Origin of the sequence: Streptomyces sp. DH-12 (assembly GCF_002899455.1) — a bacterium.
In the GTDB taxonomy this organism is placed as follows: domain Bacteria; phylum Actinomycetota; class Actinomycetes; order Streptomycetales; family Streptomycetaceae; genus Streptomyces.
The window spans coordinates 85,248-102,980 of sequence record NZ_PPFB01000002.1; the positions used below are offsets into that span (position 1 = coordinate 85,248).

Annotated in this window: 13 protein-coding genes, 1 pseudogene and 1 CRISPR repeat array (1 of these 15 cut by a window edge); of the genes and pseudogenes, 6 read left to right on the forward strand and 8 right to left on the reverse strand. The window is 68.2% G+C overall.

Annotated features, from left to right (window positions below):
• Positions 1-1,283: direct repeats of the CRISPR family, unit length 29 nt; unit sequence CTGCTCCCCGCACCCGCGGGGATGGTCCC; it begins 1,127 nt to the left of the window's first position.
• A gap of 372 nt (positions 1,284-1,655) precedes the next feature.
• The 5 genes from C1708_RS33205 to C1708_RS33225 form a co-directional block, all read right to left on the reverse strand.
• The gene (locus C1708_RS33205) at positions 1,656-2,768 is read right to left on the reverse strand and encodes a ParB/RepB/Spo0J family partition protein (RefSeq protein ID WP_106416635.1); all 1,113 of its coding nucleotides are present in this window, start codon (positions 2,766-2,768) and stop codon (positions 1,656-1,658) included.
• On the reverse strand, positions 2,765-3,928 hold the full coding sequence (locus C1708_RS33210; RefSeq protein WP_106416636.1) for a ParA family protein: 1,164 nt from the start codon (positions 3,926-3,928) through the stop codon (positions 2,765-2,767). The genes C1708_RS33205 and C1708_RS33210 overlap by 4 nt, the downstream gene beginning before the upstream one ends.
• 714 nt (positions 3,929-4,642) lie before the next feature.
• Positions 4,643-5,857: a glycosyltransferase gene (locus C1708_RS33215; protein WP_106416637.1), complete on the reverse strand. Its 1,215-nt coding sequence runs from the start codon at positions 5,855-5,857 to the stop codon at positions 4,643-4,645.
• 381 nt (positions 5,858-6,238) lie between these two features.
• Positions 6,239-6,781 (reverse strand): hypothetical protein, encoded by a 543-nt coding sequence (locus C1708_RS33220; protein ID WP_106416638.1) that lies wholly within the window; start codon positions 6,779-6,781, stop codon positions 6,239-6,241.
• 2 nt (positions 6,782-6,783) lie between these two features.
• A complete protein-coding gene (locus tag C1708_RS33225) occupies positions 6,784-7,323 on the reverse strand; it encodes a hypothetical protein (protein ID WP_241911495.1) in 540 nt (179 codons plus the stop codon).
• Positions 7,324-8,699: 1,376 nt separating this feature from the next.
• Here C1708_RS33225 and C1708_RS33230 point away from each other — a divergent pair.
• The 4 genes from C1708_RS33230 to C1708_RS33245 all read left to right on the forward strand — a co-directional run bounded on the left by C1708_RS33230 (position 8,700) and on the right by C1708_RS33245 (position 12,113).
• Positions 8,700-9,479 (forward strand): hypothetical protein, encoded by a 780-nt coding sequence (locus tag C1708_RS33230; protein ID WP_133169118.1) that lies wholly within the window; start codon positions 8,700-8,702, stop codon positions 9,477-9,479.
• Positions 9,480-10,002: 523 nt separating this feature from the next.
• Positions 10,003-10,581 carry a hypothetical protein gene (locus tag C1708_RS33235; protein ID WP_502696132.1) on the forward strand — a complete coding sequence of 193 codons (579 nt, stop codon included), beginning with the start codon at positions 10,003-10,005 and terminating at the stop codon, positions 10,579-10,581.
• A gap of 330 nt (positions 10,582-10,911) precedes the next feature.
• Positions 10,912-11,757: a hypothetical protein gene (locus tag C1708_RS33240; protein WP_106416642.1), complete on the forward strand. Its 846-nt coding sequence runs from the start codon at positions 10,912-10,914 to the stop codon at positions 11,755-11,757.
• A 29-nt stretch (positions 11,758-11,786) separates the two neighbouring features.
• Positions 11,787-12,113, forward strand: a complete 327-nt coding sequence (locus tag C1708_RS33245; protein WP_157951320.1) for a hypothetical protein — start codon at positions 11,787-11,789, stop codon at positions 12,111-12,113.
• A 615-nt stretch (positions 12,114-12,728) separates the two neighbouring features.
• On the opposite strand, the gene C1708_RS33250 is transcribed toward C1708_RS33245, so the two are convergent.
• Positions 12,729-13,832, reverse strand: coding sequence for a recombinase family protein (locus C1708_RS33250; protein WP_502696131.1), 1,104 nt, complete (start codon positions 13,830-13,832; stop codon positions 12,729-12,731).
• Between the two features lie 262 nt (positions 13,833-14,094).
• Between C1708_RS33250 and C1708_RS33255 the strand changes: the two are divergent.
• Positions 14,095-15,026, forward strand: a pseudogene (locus tag C1708_RS33255) (IS5 family transposase).
• A 9-nt stretch (positions 15,027-15,035) separates the two neighbouring features.
• On the opposite strand, the gene C1708_RS33260 reads toward C1708_RS33255, so the two are convergent.
• A complete protein-coding gene (locus C1708_RS33260; protein ID WP_106416651.1) occupies positions 15,036-15,266 on the reverse strand; it encodes a bacteriocin immunity protein in 231 nt (76 codons plus the stop codon).
• Between the two features lie 91 nt (positions 15,267-15,357).
• Here C1708_RS33260 and C1708_RS33850 point away from each other — a divergent pair, with 91 nt between their 5' ends.
• Positions 15,358-16,119, forward strand: a complete 762-nt coding sequence (locus C1708_RS33850; RefSeq protein WP_133169119.1) for a DUF8453 domain-containing protein — start codon at positions 15,358-15,360, stop codon at positions 16,117-16,119.
• Between the two features lie 1,097 nt (positions 16,120-17,216).
• On the opposite strand, the gene C1708_RS33275 is transcribed toward C1708_RS33850, so the two are convergent.
• A partial coding sequence (locus C1708_RS33275) for a pentapeptide repeat-containing protein (RefSeq protein ID WP_133169120.1) occupies positions 17,217-17,733 on the reverse strand: 517 nt, incomplete at its 5' end.

A 17,733-nucleotide genomic window follows, 5' to 3' on the forward strand; every position in this document is an offset into this window, starting at 1 on the left:
GGCTATGGCTGCGATGAGGACGGCTTGGGTGACTGCTCCCCGCACCCGCGGGGATGGTCCCGGCTACCAGGACGTGGGCAAGGGCGTGCGCGTCTGCTCCCCGCACCCGCGGGGATGGTCCCGATCCCGTCTTCCACGAGCTGCGCCGCAGCCTCTGCTCCCCGCACCCGCGGGGATGGTCCCATCGTGAGCCTTCGTCTGACTGGCGCCGTTGGCTGCTCCCCGCACCCGCGGGGATGGTCCCGAGGTCTCCCCGTGGGCCACCGGGGTGGCGCACTGCTCCCCGCACCCGCGGGGATGGTCCCTCGCGCTCGCCGTTCGTGTCCACGCCGTAGCCCTGCTCCCCGCACCCGCGGGGATGGTCCCCACCGGAGAGGGGGAGACGCTGAGTGGGGGGTCTGCTCCCCGCACCCGCGGGGATGGTCCCCACAAGCTGATTGCGGGCCGCGAGCGCGTTCTCTGCTCCCCGCACCCGCGGGGATGGTCCCACATCGCTGCCGGATCCGTCGGGGCGCTCGTAGCTGCTCCCCGCACCCGCGGGGATGGTCCCTCGAAATCGGAGCCGGCGTCGGCGCCCGGTTCCTGCTCCCCGCACCCGCGGGGATGGTCCCGCGGCGGGGTCGTCGACTTCGACCAGGCGGCCCTGCTCCCCGCACCCGCGGGGATGGTCCCATCACAGAGAACATCGTCCTCGCCCGACTCATCTGCTCCCCGCACCCGCGGGGATGGTCCCCGGTCCGAGGTGACCGCCCTACTCCCCGACCTCTGCTCCCCGCACCCGCGGGGATGGTCCCGCCACCGGGCCGCCTGGCACGCACTCACCCCCCTGCTCCCCGCACCCGCGGGGATGGTCCCTGCTGATCCGGCATGCGCCGGGCGAGCGCCTCCTGCTCCCCGCACCCGCGGGGATGGTCCCCATGCGGCTACGCAGGGGCGTCATGCTTGCAACTGCTCCCCGCACCCGCGGGGATGGTCCCCCCATCGAGATAGACCAGGTGGAGGACATCGTCTGCTCCCCGCACCCGCGGGGATGGTCCCTACAGGCGTAGTGCGGCCCCGCCGTCGGGGGACTGCTCCCCGCACCCGCGGGGATGGTCCCCGCCGGTCCCGCCGCACCGATCGCAGGGCCGGGCTGCTCCCCGCACCCGCGGGGATGGTCCCCGGCCGGACCGCCGGCCATACCGCCGGGCGCGCTGCTCCCCGCACCCGCGGGGATGGTCCCACCGCATGGTGCCTTTGGCACAGCCGCACCGCCTGCTCCCCGCCCCCGCGGGGATAGCCCTCGATCGTCGAAAAGCGCGACGCGCTCGAAAACTGCTCCCCGCAGCAGCGGTGATGCTGCTCGGGACGGTCACCGTCGACGAGGTGAACACTGCTCCCCAGCTGGCTTCTCACCCGTCCGGTGGGAACCGCACCCAGCTTCGAGCCCGCCCTGTGACGATTCGTAAGACCGGCCGCCGCCCAACAGACACCATGGCTTCACGATCGGCGACTGAGACAACAGGGCGGACGCGGCCAGTAAGGACCACAGCTCAGCGTGCCCACCGGCGCCAGCAAGGACTCGGGTCGTTCGCCGTCCCAGGCAACCCGCTTCCTGTCAGCCGACACAGCACCGCTTGCCTTCCACAGAGGAAGGCAAGCGGTTGCCCAACCTGCTACTGGTCTCGCAGCTCGGCCAGCAGAGCCTCGTACTCGTCCGGGTGCTGCTCCCGCAGGACATCCATCCACACCCGGGCTCCCCGCGCGAACGTCTCGGGGCTCATCCTCTGGTGAAGATGGTGCACGCAGTAGAAGGCGTCGTCGTAGGGGAGTCGTTTCGGTTGCTTCGGGTGCGCTGCCTCTACGTCCGCTGTCTCGAGTTCGCCCACGCTGGTGCGTGGTTCCGGGATGGACTCGGAAGCCTGCTCACGGTCACGGGACGGCGTAGCCGCACTGGGCTGAGGGGCCGACGACGACGGAGTGACTGAGGCGGGGGACGTCTCCGGGATTATCACGCCGTGATACTCGGCGGGGCTCGCTGAGGCCTCAACGGGTTCCTGCCGCTGGTTCTCCGCCTTCTTGCGAGAGGCTGCCGCCCGTTCGTCGGCTTTGGCCTTCTGCTCCTGAGGCGACAACTTGCCGAGGTTGCGGACGTGCTCCACCTTCCGCACCCCGGTCACCAGGTCCTTCTGGAGCTCGGGAGTGAGCTTCAGCAAGGACAACTTGCTGGAGATCGTGTTCTGCGGGATACCCAGCCTCTTGGCCGCCTTGGTCTGGGAGCCGTAGTAGTCGACCAGGGCCTTGAGAGCGTGAGCTTCCTCGAGGTCGGTCATGTCGTCGCGGTGGTAGTTCGCTACGAACGCGGCCTCGAGGAGGGCTTCGTCGGTGGCGACCCGTCCGTTGTCGACACGGACCGGAATGGTGGCCATGCCGACGCGGCGAGCGGCCTCGAGGCGGCGGTGGCCGTCGACGACGATGTACTGCGCCCCGTCATCGAGGTCGTCGGCGCGGTCCGGCCGGTTGCGCAGGTAGGCGTCGACGGTGGCCACGGCGATGGGGATGATGATGCCGACCTCGCGGACGCTCTGCACCGTCTCGTCGAGGTTGCGCAGGTGGTTGCGCGGGTTGTCGGGGTTGTCGCTGATGAGGGTGACCGGCAGCTCCGTGATGGCTGCCGCAGCCGACTCCTCGCCCCCGATGGTCTGGTCGATGAGGTTGCGCCGGGAGGACCGGGCGCCGCGGGCTGCGCCGAACGCGGGTGCCGCTCCCAGGGTGTCCGCCTTGCTCAACGCGTTGCTCCCCTCGCTACCTGTCGCATGGCTTCCGCCTGATCACTGTGAGGCGCGTAGGTCAGCAACGGCATCCGTTTGCGGACCGCTTCGCGCTGTTCCTTGAGGTCGCCGATGACGGCAAGGACCTTCGGGTCTCCGAGCGACTTCCAGTTGTCCAGGGACGAGGTGGCGACGTAGCCGCGGCGGGAGTCGTACAGATTGACGACTAGGCCGAGGTAGTCCATGTCCAGGGAGAGGTCTTCGCAGAGGTCCTCGATCTGCTGGGCGAGCATGCCGTAGGCGGTGGCGGAGGAGTCCTCGGCGAGGACAGGGATGATGACCCCGGAGACGCCGGCGGGCTCTCCGCGTCGCCGGCGCCCGTAGTAGAGGGCGGCGTCCATCGCGATGCCGAGGCTGGGCGGGCAGTCGACGATGATGACGTCGTAGTCGGCTTCCAGGGGACGCAGTGCCAGTTCCAGGGCGGCTTCCTTCTGGAAGCCACGCTTCTGCGTCGCCACGACGGCGATCTTCGCGTCGAGGAGGAACCCGTCGAAGCAGGCGGGCAGGACGTGCAGGCGCTTCTCGTACCGTGGATCGTCTATCTCCACGACCAGGTCGCGCAGGTCTCCCCTGCCTTCCCCGCACATGTGAGAGACCAGGCTGTCGTGGTTGGGCTCGATCTGGGGGACTCCGAGCTGTTCGCTGAGGTGTCCCTGCGGGTCGAAGTCGACGACGAGGACGCGCTTGCCCGCCTCCGCGTAAGCCTCGCCGATGCCCGCGGAGATGGCGGTCTTGCCGACGCCGCCCTTCTGGTTGCCGACGATCTTCCGTTCGGGGTCGGTCCCCCGGGCACCGTGCTGGGGGGAGGGGTTCGCGTCGAGCCAGTCACGGATCGACTGGGCGAGGCCTTGGGTGTAGGAGATGCCGCGGTCGGTGCAGGTCTCCTTGAACTGCTCGTACAGCCCTGGCGGAAGCCAGGTGGAGAACGACTTCGCGCCGGCTGTGTCCACTTCCGCGCCGCTGCTCGTGCTGCCGCGCCAGTCGTTGATGGCGGCCTCGACGGCGTCCTGGATGTCCAGGCTGAGTTCGGCGGCGCGAACCTTGAGTGCTTGCTGGAGCGCCGAGGGCAGCTTGGACGCTACCTTTTCCCGGTCTCCATCGGAGTAAGGGGAAGCCATGACGTCAGCATACTGACTCCTAATGGCGTGCTGGCACCCGGTTTGCATGTCCTGATGCTGTTTCACCCGATGAGCGCGCCCCAACGGGATTATCACGCCGTGATAGTGGCCGTCCGACGTCGCTACGTCCGCAGGACCTCGCGCTCTCGACACCCTGCTGCCCGCACGTCCTTCTGCTCAGCAGGTCGTCCTGGCCGGTCCAGGACTCCTCCTCCCGAACGCGGGCGCCAGCGTTCCCCTACCCCCATCCATCCGCAAACGCAGACGCGGACGCGGACGCGGACGGACCGAGATTTGACCCCGGCCGAAACCACCTCGAGGCATCCGGTACCGCTGCCGTTCGGGGTGTGGTTGTGGCTGCTCTTTCCCAAGCCACATCTGCTTGCCCTTGCGGCGGGGTTCATGCCCAGCAGCATCCCTCACCACGCTCCCCCTTCACCGCACTCCTCACAGCTCGTTTCGGGCCAACCGCGCAACCCGTGGCTGCAGAAGATTGTCGAGAACCTGATGAGCCACATGCGTGCGGACATCTTCTGAGCCGCGGGAGGGGCAGGGTCCCGCTCCCTGGCTACGTTCCCGAGAAAGGCGGTGATTGCTCACGCCTTCGGGAGGCGGCCGGGCCACGGTGGCGTCCGAAGCGCCCACGCGTCTCAGCGGCACCGGATGCGGCAGAGCGCCTCAGACAGCCTGGCGCAGCAGCACGGCGAGGCGGCTTCACCCGGCGCTCTTTGAGCCGATGTGGGCGAACAGTGAAGCGGTGGCGTTCTCCGCGGCGATCCCGCGGGCGAGTTCGGCCGCGCGCCGGCGGTGGGCCGGCTCGGACAGGCAGGCCGTGATCGCGTCGCCGAGGACTTCGGCGGTGAGGTCCTGGAACAGTACAGGCCGGGGGGCGACTCCCAGGTCGCGGAGCCGGGACGCCCAGAACGGCTGGTCGGCCATGACGGGCACGGGCACGGCGGGCACTCCGGCCCGCAGTCCGGTTGCGGTGGTGCCCGCTCCGGCGTGGTGGACGACGGCGGCGGTGCGAGGGAACAGCCAGTCGTGCAGGACGTCGCCGATGGCCAGGACGTCGTCGCCGCAGCTGCTCAGATCGGCCCACCCCGCCTGCACGACCGCACGCACACCTGCCCGTTCCACCGCTGCGGCCACCAGCTCACTGAGCCGTTCCCCCTGCCCCACAGCCATGCTGCCGAACCCGATGAACACCGGGGGCGGACCGGCCTGGAGGAAGTCGACCAGTTCAGCCGGAGGCTGCCAGCCGTCCGGCCGCGCAGGCCACCAGTAGCCCGCCACTTCGGCCCAGGACGGCCAGTCCTCGGGGCGCGGCACCACCAGCGGGCTGAAGCCGTGGAAGACCGGCCGGACGGCCACCGGTGTCGAAGGTGCGCTGGCGGGCAGCCCGAGGCGGGTACGCAGCCGGGTCACGGCGCCCGCGAAGACCCCTTCCGCGCGCCTCAGCACATCCCGGCCCGCGGCGAGGTCGCTTTCCGGCCCCTGGCCGCCGGTGCTCCGTGCGTTGGGTAGCGCGAACTGTCCGGTGGCGAAGGCCGGTACGAGGTAGGTGCCGATGACGGGGACGCCGAGCGCTTCGCCGGCCGTCCGGCTCAGCGGTGCCGGGCCGAAGGCGGTGAGCAGCAGATCGGCTCCGTCCGCCACGGCCTCCGCCACCCCATCGGCAAGCCCGTCCGCATACGCCCGCGTCAGCGCCTGGGCTTCTTCCCGCGACGCCGCCCGGGCCCAGTCCTGGATCAGTCCCTGCGGATCTCCCGGCATGGGCCGGTACTCGAGACCGCAGCCGCTGACGAGTGCCGCGAAGGACGGATGAGCGGTCACAACGACCTCATGGCCCACGTCCAGCAGCCGGCACCCCAGGCCCGTGTAGGGCGCCACGTCTCCTCGTGAACCGGCGGTGATGATCAGAATCCGCATGCAGCGATTCTCCTCAGCCGGACGCCGCCCGGTCACCCTCGCCGACCACGGGAGATCCCTCGGCCCACCTGACTGCTCCGCCCAAGTCGATGTGTGCTGTCGTCGCTCATGAGCAAAGCCACGCTCCCCGACCTCTCTGGTGGCCGTACCGCATCGACGGGCACCGTCAACCAGCGGTGCGCAGGACCACCGAGCCGAAGTCAGGTTCGCCGGATTATCACGACGTGATAAGTGCTGAGGCCCTTCTCCGCGGGCACCGGCTTGTCCTCGACGTCAAGACCCTCTGTGGTGTCGAGGCGAGCGGGAAGGTACGCTGTCCTCGAAACCTAGACGCATTGAGGCCCCCGCTCCGGCGGGGGCCTCAATGTTTGAGCCGGTCTGTCACGAGCGGGATGTCCGTCGCCGCGACCGGTCACGGACCGTGGAAAGACTCAGGACGTCCGCGGTCCCTTCGGCCACCGTGTTGGTCGGCTTCGAGCGGCCGGGCGAACTTCTACGGCCCAGACGCTTCTCCTTCTTTTCCTGCTCGGCCTGGGCGACGGAAGCCTCGTACCGTTCCTGGTAGTCGTCGACATCGAGACGATCTGCCGGGTCGAGTGACCCGATGGCCTCCAGGTGCTCAGTGACACTGCGTGCGCCACTGATCATCGGGTTGAGCAGGTAGATGCCTTTGGCCTGGCGGAACACCAACTTGGCCAGGATCAGGGCCTGTAGTCCCCGCCCCACCATGGAACGGTGCACGTCCAGAGCTTCGGCCAACTCCTCTTCGGTAACCAGGCAGCGCCCTCCCGGCTCCTGGGTCCCGAGGAGCCGGAAAAGTACTCGGTAGGCGATTCCCGGCATCGCCGGCATGTAGGCAAAGCCGTTGTAGGTGCCGTATGTCAGCTCTGGCGGCTCCGGGTTCGCAGATGCTGCAGTCCTCATCCTCACGCCTCCGGCTTCTTCTCCGCGCGCTTCCGCCTGCGCGTCCTTGATGACGGTTTGGGTAGCTTCGCACCTGGAAGGGCCATGCCTCTGAACTCGTCCGGAACATTGGGATCGAGCACGAGCTCATTCAGAAGGCTCAGCTGTTCCACCTGGACCTTGACACTCTTGGCCACTGACCCCCGTACGGGCCTGCTGATCTGACGGTAGCCCCCACGAAGGGTCACTGCGGGCTGGAGCTGGATCGACCCCTTCTTCGGTGAGTAGGCGAGGCCCAGCTTCTTCAGCTTCGTCTGGGCCCGTGACACCTGGGCAGGATCCATGTCCAGCTCAGCAGCGATCTCGGTCTGCTTGAGCTCGACAGCTCCTCCTACTTCCTGACTTCCCATCATGTAGAGCAGCACGCACAGGGTCACGTTGTCGTCCCTGAAGTACCTGGCGGCCCAGCGCAGAAACTCCAGGCTGTCCTGGGCGAAGTACTTGCCGACGAAGTCACCGGCAGTGACCGGGGGTTTCACCTCTGCCGTGTGCCCGACGGGCAACTCGACAAGGTTTCTCCGCGGGCCAAGCGCCCCCGCGTACGGGCTGCTAGGGCTCGGGGCCCGTGGCGGGGACGAACCGGGGACCCGGCGAGGGTCCCCCTGAGGCTGGGCAGTCATGACGCTACGCGCTCCTCAAGATCGAAACCTAGACGCAGAGCACAGTAGTGATTGCGCATATGGATAGCAACGACGCGACCTATCTGCGCGTTGGGTGCGTCGAACATGACTTCGGAGTCATGTTGGCAAGGGATCCGACCTCCATCGCGGGATTGCGCATATAAGTCGCAATGAACACGGGGCACCTTGACCCCACGCGCAAGTTTGGCGCCCTCAAAATGACATGGGAGTCATGTTCTGAGGCCTCGTCACCCCATCTGACCTGCGGAAACGTCAGTCTCTCTATTCTCTATAAGCGCGGCTCCGTGTCTGTGCGGGCTCTTGAGGGCTGGTTCTGAAGGTCACCTGTTCGATCTCGTGGTGCACAGCAGCACTGGCAACGACAGTGGGATCAGGAACCTCGCCAACCCTTGGCCCTACTGGCTCCCTGCACTCCTCCTGGTCGCCAGTGAAGCCCTGCTAAAGGTCGGCGCATCCTTGTCCTCGGTCCTCCCCTGACACCCGGGTCTGCCAGTCCTCAGCCCTTGCGGGCTTGTCAGCCCCGACTGATGCCACCTGATCACCATTGGCGGCCGCGGACCGTCCCCGCCAGTCACAGGAAAAGGAAGCGTTGTCCTGCCCGTGGGTGGCTGAGGTACCTCCGTACCGCCGTCGTTGACGCCCCACCGCTGGGGTTGCCTTTCTGTGGCTGAGGTCGATTCTCCCGCCGTTGATCACCTGCACCAGGAAGGCCGGCCGACGAGGGGCGTGCGTTCGTATGGTCGCTGGAGGAGCGTTCGGTAGGTGCGGGACAACGGCTCGGGGGACCAGGCCCCGGCGGGCGGGGGTCCGGAGGAGCCCGCCGGGGGTGTGCGCAAGGGCGTAGCCCGTAGCCCCGGAGCGCAGCGGAGGGGTCGCTAGGAGGAGGCCGCAACGGAGTGCACCATCAGCTCACAGGGCTCGGCCTCCGGAGGCGACGCACTGCCGGACCGGACCGCTAGGTCCGGTGCCCCACAACGGCAGGTTAGCCAGGAAAACACCCACGGCCGGGGAGATGACGATGCAAGCGTCTGAGCGGCCAGTACTCGGACGACCTCCCCTTCCAGAACCAAGGGACATCCGCCCTGGCCCACGTCCCGAAAGCACACGGCGGCAGGTTCACCTGTGGGAAGGCCCCAGCATGAACACAGTGCACCACCGGCCCGAAGGTGTACCAGTCCAACGTGGCCGCCGTTCTACGTGGCGGCCCTCCAGGCGCACGGCCGCGCGAAGTTGCCAGCTTGACCAGCGAGGAGCCGGAAGGGCTTGGGGAGCGTCCTGTTGTGCACAGGCATCAGGGAGGGCATGTGGGGGACAACGAAGACCAGATGAGGCGTCGGGAGTCGGTTCAACGATGGTGGGAGCGCGACAACTGGGCGCAAATCGGGACTGTGGCGGCAGTCCTGGTGGGAGCCGGGACGCTGCTGTTCACAGGCATCGCGACGCTGTTTCAGGCGATGGTCGCGGATGATCAGCTCGAACAATCCCGCCGGACGTCCGAGCAGCAGGAACGCGAGCAGGCAGCCCTGGTCTCTTATTGGACGAGTGACCGTGAGTCGGCCCTGCACATCATGAACAGGTCGTTGGATCCGGTTCATGATGTTGAGCTGGCGTTCGCTGCACTGACCAAGCAGGACGCGACACAGCAGCCCCCACGAGGGCGGGTGACTTTTGTCGTCAAGCTGGGCAGTCTTCCTCCGTGTTCGGAAGTCGTCATCTCCGAACAGACCGTTGGTCTTCGCTGGCAATCCGCAGTGCCGCGACAGCTGAGAGCTCAGCATCCCGTCCGTCCCGGTCTGCCGCGCGGCGACTGGAGGAAACTGAACCGGCTGCAGCGGCTTGAGCTGCTGGACATGGATTTCGTCGACAGAGACGGCGCCGGTTGGTCTCGCGATGGGGACAGTCAGCTGGAAGACGGAAGGCAGGGGGTCGGCTATCCGGTAGGCGGAAATGTGGCTTCGCCCGGCCGGTTCGTTCGTTCTCCGCAGGCCGAACCGCTGGACATGTGCAGGGAGGGATGAGTGGGTGCCTCCCGCCCGTACCTTCGGGTCGTCGCGCCGGCGCCCTGGTTACGCGTCGAAAGCGGCGGCTCTAGGGGACCCGCGGCCGCGCGAAGGACCGATACCTCGGGAGAGGTCGGATCGTCGGAACCGGTAGGACATGGCGAGGACCGGTCAACGATCATGAAAGGTGTGCTTGTGACGGCATGGTTCGTGACACCCCGGTGTCCATGTCGCCCGCTGGCTGCCAAGCGTTCGGCCGAGGCACAGCGTCGACCGCGCGGCCGTAGGCTGCTGCGGATGATGAGGAAGGGTCGATGCATGGCTGCATCGTCCACACGGTGAACAAGGCGGTCACGGACACGCAGATCACCGCCTGTACGGTCTCTCAGAGCAGAGCGAGATCGTGCCCGGCCTGTGGCAGAACACGCCTTCCCGGCCCGTGACTGTTTCACCTGATAGGCCAGGGGGCTCCTGCGAGTTGCGGTCTCGGCAGAAGCTCAAGACATCGGGCTGATCGAGCCTGTCAGTGGCAGCCGTCATGATGGGTGGCGTGGATTACAGCCTCGTCATCGCCGCCGCGCACGCTGCCGGGCCCTGCTCGCCCGGCGAGGAATCCGCGTGGGGTCGCCGTGTGCACTCCCTCACTGTGGACCTCCACCTGATCGCCCAGCAGGCCGCGCAGGACATCAGCCGGCTGGAGAGCGCATCCCGGTTCGTGGCCTTCCTCGAGAACGTCGAGATCGAGGAGTCCAGCCGGCGGGGCCTGTTGACGTTGCGTAATCCGGCGGGGGACACCGAGCACATCCGCACCGAACAGCAGGAGACCGACCGCGGCCGCGACCTGATCGAGCGGGCCCGTGCCTTGAGGGGACGGTGGGTGCTGGTTTTCCGGTACAACGAGAAGGCCTCCGCCACCATGCAGGTCCGGATGCTTGCTCACCTCATGGACCTGGGCGACGGTGCCATTGCCGTGAATCTGGCGAAGAAGATCCTCACTGATGACGCCGGGGGTGCGATTCCCCGGGCGCAGGCGGCATGGGCGGAGGCGGGGCTGCCGGACTCCGGCACCATCACGGTGGAGCAGTTGGAGCAGGCCCGCGCCAAGTTGCAAGGCGCGTGAGTCGAACCGACGCCACGGTGTGACGCCCGCCGGGGGGTGCTCCACCTGTAGGGGGCGACGCATCCAGGGGAGGTTCGACATGATTCGTGCTTCCTGTGGGTGCCGACCGGTCTCGGCATAGATAACAGCAAGAAGCGTGGAATGCCTCCGCGGAAGGCAAGGATCCGCCCCAGGTTGCTTGGGGGTCGTGTAAGGACCGTATTGAGTCTGTACGGTCCAGTTCGGTCCGACACGGACCAAGACGAGACCTGGGGCTTGCCAGGGAGGGGGTTGGTTGTGCTTCTTGCTGTTATCTGGAAAGTCAGGGACTCGATTCCGTACCCTGTCGACATGCCGAACCCGCGTACCGTCGACGCCCTCGCCGCGATCGGCAGCTTCGTGAAGGCCCAGCAGAAAGCCGGGTACGCCAACGAGACTGTCCGGCTGCGCGGCACGCTGCTCAACGAGTTCCTGGCGCACGTCCTCAACGAGGAGATGACTTCCTCGCTCACCGCCGAGGAACTCGTCGAGCCTGAACGAGCCGCCTCCTGGCTCGACGCGGCCGGTGCCGGCGAGACCCGGCGGCGCAACACACTCGCCGGTCCTGACGCCGTCGCGGCGCACGACTCCCAGCGCGCCCGTATCCAGACGTACAACGCCTTCGTCGACTACCTCGCCCTCTCCGGCCTGCACCGGCCCTATCCGGCCTCCGGGCACAGCGACCGCCTGGAGCCCGAACAGGCCGACAAGCTGCTACGCACCCTCGCCGTACGACGGCCCACCGGCGCCAACGCCGCCACCACCATCCGTACCGCGGCGGTGGCCGCCCTCGTCGCCGCCACCGGCCGCTCCCTGCCCCAGCTCCACCAGCTCAACGTCACCGACGTCGACCTGGAACGCCGCCCCGTTCCCGTCGTGACCGTTGCCGACTCCGATCACCTGCTCGACAAGCACACGGTGGAGATCCTGCGCCGCTGGCTCGACGTCCGCGCTGGCATCACCAAAGCCCTGGAAGGCAGCGATCCGGGCTATCTGTGGATCCCGACCAAGCCCGGACGCGAGCGTGCCGGCCTTCAACCGCCGAAGCCGGGCCTGACCCGGGCCGCCGTACGCACCCTGCATGCCGCGCACCGCAACCTCGTCCTCCAAACGGTCGGCGTCCCTCTGCGCCCGTACGCGCTCCTCCCTCGCCGGTAACGCAAAAAGTGGCTGGACCAGAAGGGCGGTTGGAGGAGATGTGGCAGCAGCAGGGCAACTCGGAGGGCCTGGCGGCCGCTCTCGCAGCCCTGCCGACCCTGGACGACCTCAAGGCCCGCACCGCCCGCCAGGAGGCGCCCGAGGTCCGGCGGGACCCGGTGCCGCCCGAGGACCCCAACGAGGCGTTCACCGTGTGGGCAGAAGCCCGGTTCGGCGTCGACCCGGACCACCTGGCGGAGCTGCTGAACGCGCTGGGCACCGAGGACTGGACCGAGCTGGAGGACGCGGCGGCCCTCGACGCCGACCAGCTCGCCGCGCTCCTGGACGACCTCCCTGACGGGGGACCCGCCGCCTGACGCGCCGCGTCACAACTCCCGCCGCGACGACGCGGCCGGGGCCACCGCGTACGCCTACCTGCCGCTATGGCTGTCGCATCAGCAGGTACAGGAACGTGGCCACCCCCACCCCAGCCAAGAGCGCCGCCCCGAGTTGAGCATCCTGGTAAGTGACGTACGTAATGACACCGCCGATTGCGAGCAACACAATGGCAGTCAGGTCTATGTGACCCTTCAAGCTGGGCCTCCCGGGCTCAGGGGTCGCCGTCCGCAGCCTCCGCCAAGATGCAGGCGGTCGGCGACCCATAACGTCCGTCCGGAAGAAGCCCTTCCGGGACGAGTTGGAGCATGCACGAGGGGTCCTGTGATCGAGGTCCTAGGACCCGGAGATGGCATTCCCCGTCACATACAGCGCCCTTCCAGGCGGCGTAGTTGAAGTGTGAGCGCGCCGAGGTCCGTTGACGAAAACTCAAAAACGATGAATTTTCTTCGCAGGTCAGCGGCTACGGAATGTCTCGTTCCGGCCTCTGAGTCAAAATTCCGGCTCGGGAGGAGCACGGCCTCGGGGAACATCGGTACAGCGGTTAACGCTAAGCCGTTGATCTTGGTCGGATGACGGGTGCGGCGGCAGCGGTGTCAGGCGTCCTCCCCTTCGTGTCGGGCCTGCGCCAGCAGCGCGGCCACGACATCGTTCATCCCGCCCTCGGTTTGCTCAGCGAGCGTGTGCAGCACGTCGTCCGTGGTGCCGTCCATGACCTGCCGGGTGAGCCGTTCCATCAGCTCGGGGTCGGTGCCGCTGCCAAGGCTGGTGAGGTCCACCCGGGTCGGCCGGCGCGGGGCGATGATGTCCGGCCCGGCCGGTGCTTCGGCCGCCGCATCGGCGTCGGCGAGCGCGCGGTAGACGGAGGCGACGGAGGGGTGCTGGCCGGCGTTCTTCCCGGTCTTGATGGTCAGCTTCTTGGCGATCTCGGGCACGGGCACGCCCTTGCCCTTGAGCGCGCGGGCGAACAGCAGCATGTCGTCATCGATGACCTTTGGCCGTCCGCCGTGGTTGCCCTCGGTCGCGGCGGCGACCTGGCCCTCCAGGGTCTTCTCCCGGATGTAGTTGCGGTCGAGCTGGGCCGCGACGGCGAGCACGGCGAAGAACATCGCGCCCATGCCGTTGGGGTCGTAGATGCCGGTGAGGGGGCCGGTGAGGAGTTCGAGTTGGACGCCGGCCTTCTGGAGCTGGTTGGACAGCGTCATCAGCTCGGCGGCGTTGCGGGCCAGGCGCTTGAGCTCGTGGACGGTGAGGATGACCTCCTGGTCGGGGGCGGCCTCCTTGATGTCGTACGCCAGCTTCAGCGCCTGCTCCAGCTTCGGCCGGGTCTTGACCCGGGTGCTGATCTTCTCGTGGAAAATCCGCTTACAGAGCGGTTCGAGCGCGTTGAGCTGGCTCTGGAGTTCCTGCTGGGCGGTCGAGCAGCGGGCGTACCCGATCCGGATCGGCTTGGCCGCCGCGGCGGCTGGCTGAGCCTCGACGGGCGGGCCGGGCTTCCAGGGCCGCCCCGGGCCGCGGTCCTCGGGCACGAGGACGTCGAGTTCCTCGCGGAGCGCGGGCACGAGGATGAAGCGGGCGGTGTGGTACTTCGTCGCGGTCTTCCCGCCGCGGGTGCGGCAGGCACTGCCCGCCGGGGCTTCACACTTCGGAAAGTCGTTTCGTTCTACCGCGATTGCGGCTTGATCGGGCGTCAGGTCCACCCCGGGAGTCTGTCAGAACTGTCTCGCACAACAGTCGGGTTTTGAGAGGACTTCTGCGAACGGCGACCTGGGGAAACGTGATCGATTCGGAGGCTCTCGCAGAACTCTCGCAACTGACCCGTTTGTGAGAGCCGCGATCCGGAACCGCTGCTACCGCTAATCGCTGTTCCGTTGTTCCCGAGGCCGGAGTACGGGAACGCGCCCGCTAGGAGCTGTCCGGGCGATCATGTGACTCGTCCGTGCCTGGGTCGTTGTTGTGGGCATGGGGCGGGGCGATCTGACAGATGCCGAGTGGGAACGGCTGCGGCCGTTCCTGCCGGTGAGCAATGGACGTCGTGGCCGGTGGCGGGACCATCGGCAGGTGATCGACGGGATCCTGCACCGGGTGCGGACCGGGGTGCAGTGGCGGGACCTTCCCGAGCGCTTCGGCCCGTGGAAGACCGTGTATGAACGCCACCGGCTGTGGTCGGCCGACGGGACGTGGGAGCGTCTGCTGCAGCAGGTCCAGGCCGCCGCCGATGCCGCAGGCGAGATCGACTGGGACATCTCGGTGGACTCCACCATTGTGCGGGCCCATCAGCACGCGGCCGGTGCCCGGACCGGACCGCCGCCGGCGCCCGCGTCAAAGGGGGCCGACGCGGCAGAACACCAGAGCGAAACGCCGTGGCAGAGCCTGCTCGCCCGGCTGGTGGAGGTGGTGCGGGAGGTGAGGGCCTGGGCCGCTCGCGGGGCGGGTTTACCAGCAAACTCCACCTGAGCGCGGACGGCCGCTGCCGCCCGCTGTCCTTGGTCATCACCGGCGGACAGCGGGCGGACTGCACCCAGTTCCAGACGGTGCTGGAGAGGATCCGTGTTCCGCGGGTCGGTCCGGGCCGGCCGCGCACGAAGCCCGACAGCCTCACGGCCGACAAGGCATACAGCAACAGTCCGTGCCGCGAGTACCTGCGGCGCCGTGGTATCCGGCACTCGATCCCGGAGAAGACCGACAGCCAGGCCGCCCGCCTGCGCAAAGGCGCGCGCGGCGGACGGCCACCCGGCTTCGACGAGGAGCGCTACAAGAAGCGCAACACCGTCGAACGAGCGATCAACAGACTGAAGCAGTCCCGGGCCGTGGCCACCCGCTATGACAAGCGCGGCTACGTCTTCCTCGGCACCGCCACCACCGCGGCCCTGCTCATCTGGCTTCGGAGTTGAGTCCCGACCTCACAGAGCGACTGGCCGATACGTCAGGGCCTGATCGACCACCTCATCAGCCGAAAGCTCCCCTTCCGGCGGCCAGAAGATCAAGTCCCTGACCTGTCCGGACGGGCATGCCAGGGCTCTGCCCAGCACCTCCAGCCAGCCGTCCGCCTCGCCGTCCGAGGCGTAGTCCGCGTCCATGATCCGCTGCACGAGCACGACCGCTTCCGCGCGACTCATCTCCCCAGCACTCATCAGGTCCCTCCGCCGAGCCACCCTAACGAAATCCTTGATCGCCCGGACAGCTCCTAGCCGCGATGTCACACCCGGCGGGTAGCGTCCGGCCATGGATACAGGAGACTGGATCGCCTTTGCCGCGGTCGTCATATCAGTGGCCGCTGCCGGCATCGCCATCTGGCAGGCCAGAACAGCGTCGCAATCCGCCGCCCATGCCAAGCAGCAAGCCCAAGCCGCCGACGAACAGGTCCGCCTCGCCCGCGAACAACTCCAGCAAGGTGAGCGCAGCCATCGTGAACAGGTCGAGCTTTCCGAGCGGATCCACCGCGAGCAGAACGAGCCCTACGTCGTCGTCGACATCGCCCCTGAAGGCCCTGGATCCACACTGCTCCTCCTCACCATCGACAACGCCGGCCCCACCCTGGCCCGCGACGTGACAGTCGCCTTCGATCCACCGCTCAGCTCAACCATCAGCGGTCAAGCTGCACGCATCCACAGCGTTCTGTCCCGGCCCATCCCCGTCCTTCCGCCCGGCCGGCGCCTCACTTACGTCTTTGACATGAGCGCCAGCCGATTCAACTCCGGTTTTCCCATGGAGTTCGAAGTCACCGTAAACGCCACTGGTCCGGCGGGTGCGGTAGAACCGCTGGTCTACCGCATCGACCTGGGAGTGCTTGCCGCGGCACGAGTGGGAGAACACCCTTACCGGCGCATCGAGGAACGGCTAGGAAAGATCGCAAGCGATCTCCGGAGCCTGGCCAAGGCGTACGGTGAAGCGAACCGACCTGCCATCAGGGCTGCGCTTGAGGAGTCCATCGCAGCCGCACGAAGGCGGGACACCAACGGCACTACTCCTCCCAGCGCTACATAAGACCGACCAGGGCGTTGTCCTGCTCGCTCCACTGGCCCGGCAGGTGGCGGAGGCGCGGACAGGGGCTGACCGTACGACGCGGCCAGGGCTAGACCCTGCGCGTCACCGCCGCCCCTACCGTCCACCTCCAGCTCCTCGCCCACTGCCAGCCACTCGATGGCGCCCCGGGCGCCATGTCGGCCCCGGCCCAGCGCAAGGCCCGCGAGTACGAAAACCGGGTCAGCGCCCTTGCGTCGACCGAACCTTGATCGTTCTCACCGATAACCGCTGTACCGATGTTCCCCGAGGCCGGAGGAGCGCATGGCATCCGCCGCACAGCTCGCCGCCCGTCCCGCCGTCCCACGTCTCCCGGACGGCGCCTATGCCGTCCCCGACCCGCAGGACCCCGCCGTGACGACCCTGTGGCGCGTCGCGTACGGGGAGCTGCGCCCGTGGCCGCCCCGCCGTCGCTGGGCGCCCCGTCCTCCGAAGGCGGACCCGGGCCTGACGGTCGAGGAGCGCCGGGCCCGCCGTGAGCGCTGGTACGCGGAGGTCTACTGGCCGTGGAAGCTCGCCGTCGTGGAGGAGATCCGCCGCGCACCGGAATCCGCGGCCGCCCTTTTCGAGCGCATGGTGCCCGAGCACGAACGGCCGGACGCCTGGCTCTCCGCGCTCCTGGAGGGACACCCCACGCGCGAGGAGCTGGACCAGGTGGAGCGGCGGGCCGAGGACGAGCACCGGAACCGCCTGCGCGGGGTCGCCGCCCTCGCGGCCGTCGGCCTCCCGTACCGGCACATCGCCCGGGCCCTGCGCGTCTCCCCGTGGACCGCGTGGCAGTGGGCACGGCGCGGCGCGGAGCTGTGGCAGGAGGAGGGCGGCCCGGAGGCCCTGACGGCTGCTCTCGCAGCCCTGCCGCCCCTGGACGACCTTCAAGGCCCGGACGGCGGCCCCGACGTCCTCCAGGGCGCAGCGGGAGCCGTCCCCCCCGGAGGACCCCGACGAGGCTTTCACCGCGTGGGCGGAGGCCCGTTTCGGCGTCGCCCCGGACGACCTCGCGGAGCTGCTGGAGGCCGCCGCCACGGTCGAGCTGGTCGACCTCCCCGACGAGGACGCCACGGTCAGTACTCCCCCCCATCCACTTCCCGAATTCGGGCGATGACCTGCGGGACTTTCGCAATTTCGGGGGGCAACCTCGTGCTCGAACTGGGACGAGCTGACACAACCTGCTCCACGGTCAGGCCCTCGGCCCGAAGAAGGTCCGCGTCGTTGAGCCAGGCCCCGGTGAGGTCCGCGTCGCCGAGCTGAGCGTGGGTGAGGTTCGCGTCGCCGAGCTGAGCGCGGGTGAGGTCCGCGCCCTTGAGCTGAGCACGGGTGAGGTCAGCACCGTAAAGGAAGGCGTGGGTGAGGTTCGCACCGCCGAGCTGAGCGCGGGTGAGGCTTGCGCCGTCGAGCTGGACTTCGGTGAGGTTCGCGTCGTTGAGCCAGGCCTCGGTGAGGTTCGCACCGCCGAGGTAGGCATGGGTGAGGTCCGCGTCGCGGAGGTAAGCGTGGGTGAGGTCCGCGCCATTGAGCCAGGCGTAGGTGAGGTCCGCGCCGCCGAGCTGAGCGTGGGTGAGGTCCGCGCCGTTGAGCTGA

Excerpts from the sequence above, each read along its gene's own strand:
- C1708_RS33210 (WP_106416636.1), bottom strand. The coding sequence starts at position 3,928 with ATGGCTTCCCCTTACTCCGATGGAGACCGGGAAAAGGTAGCGTCCAAG.
- C1708_RS33215 (WP_106416637.1), bottom strand. The coding sequence starts at position 5,857 with ATGCGGATTCTGATCATCACCGCCGGTTCACGAGGAGACGTGGCGCCC.
- C1708_RS33220 (WP_106416638.1), bottom strand. The coding sequence starts at position 6,781 with ATGAGGACTGCAGCATCTGCGAACCCGGAGCCGCCAGAGCTGACATAC.
- C1708_RS33235 (WP_502696132.1), top strand. The coding sequence starts at position 10,003 with ATGGGTGGCGTGGATTACAGCCTCGTCATCGCCGCCGCGCACGCTGCC.
- C1708_RS33240 (WP_106416642.1), top strand. The coding sequence starts at position 10,912 with ATGCCGAACCCGCGTACCGTCGACGCCCTCGCCGCGATCGGCAGCTTC.
- C1708_RS33260 (WP_106416651.1), bottom strand. The coding sequence starts at position 15,266 with ATGAGTGCTGGGGAGATGAGTCGCGCGGAAGCGGTCGTGCTCGTGCAG.
- C1708_RS33850 (WP_133169119.1), top strand. The coding sequence starts at position 15,358 with ATGGATACAGGAGACTGGATCGCCTTTGCCGCGGTCGTCATATCAGTG.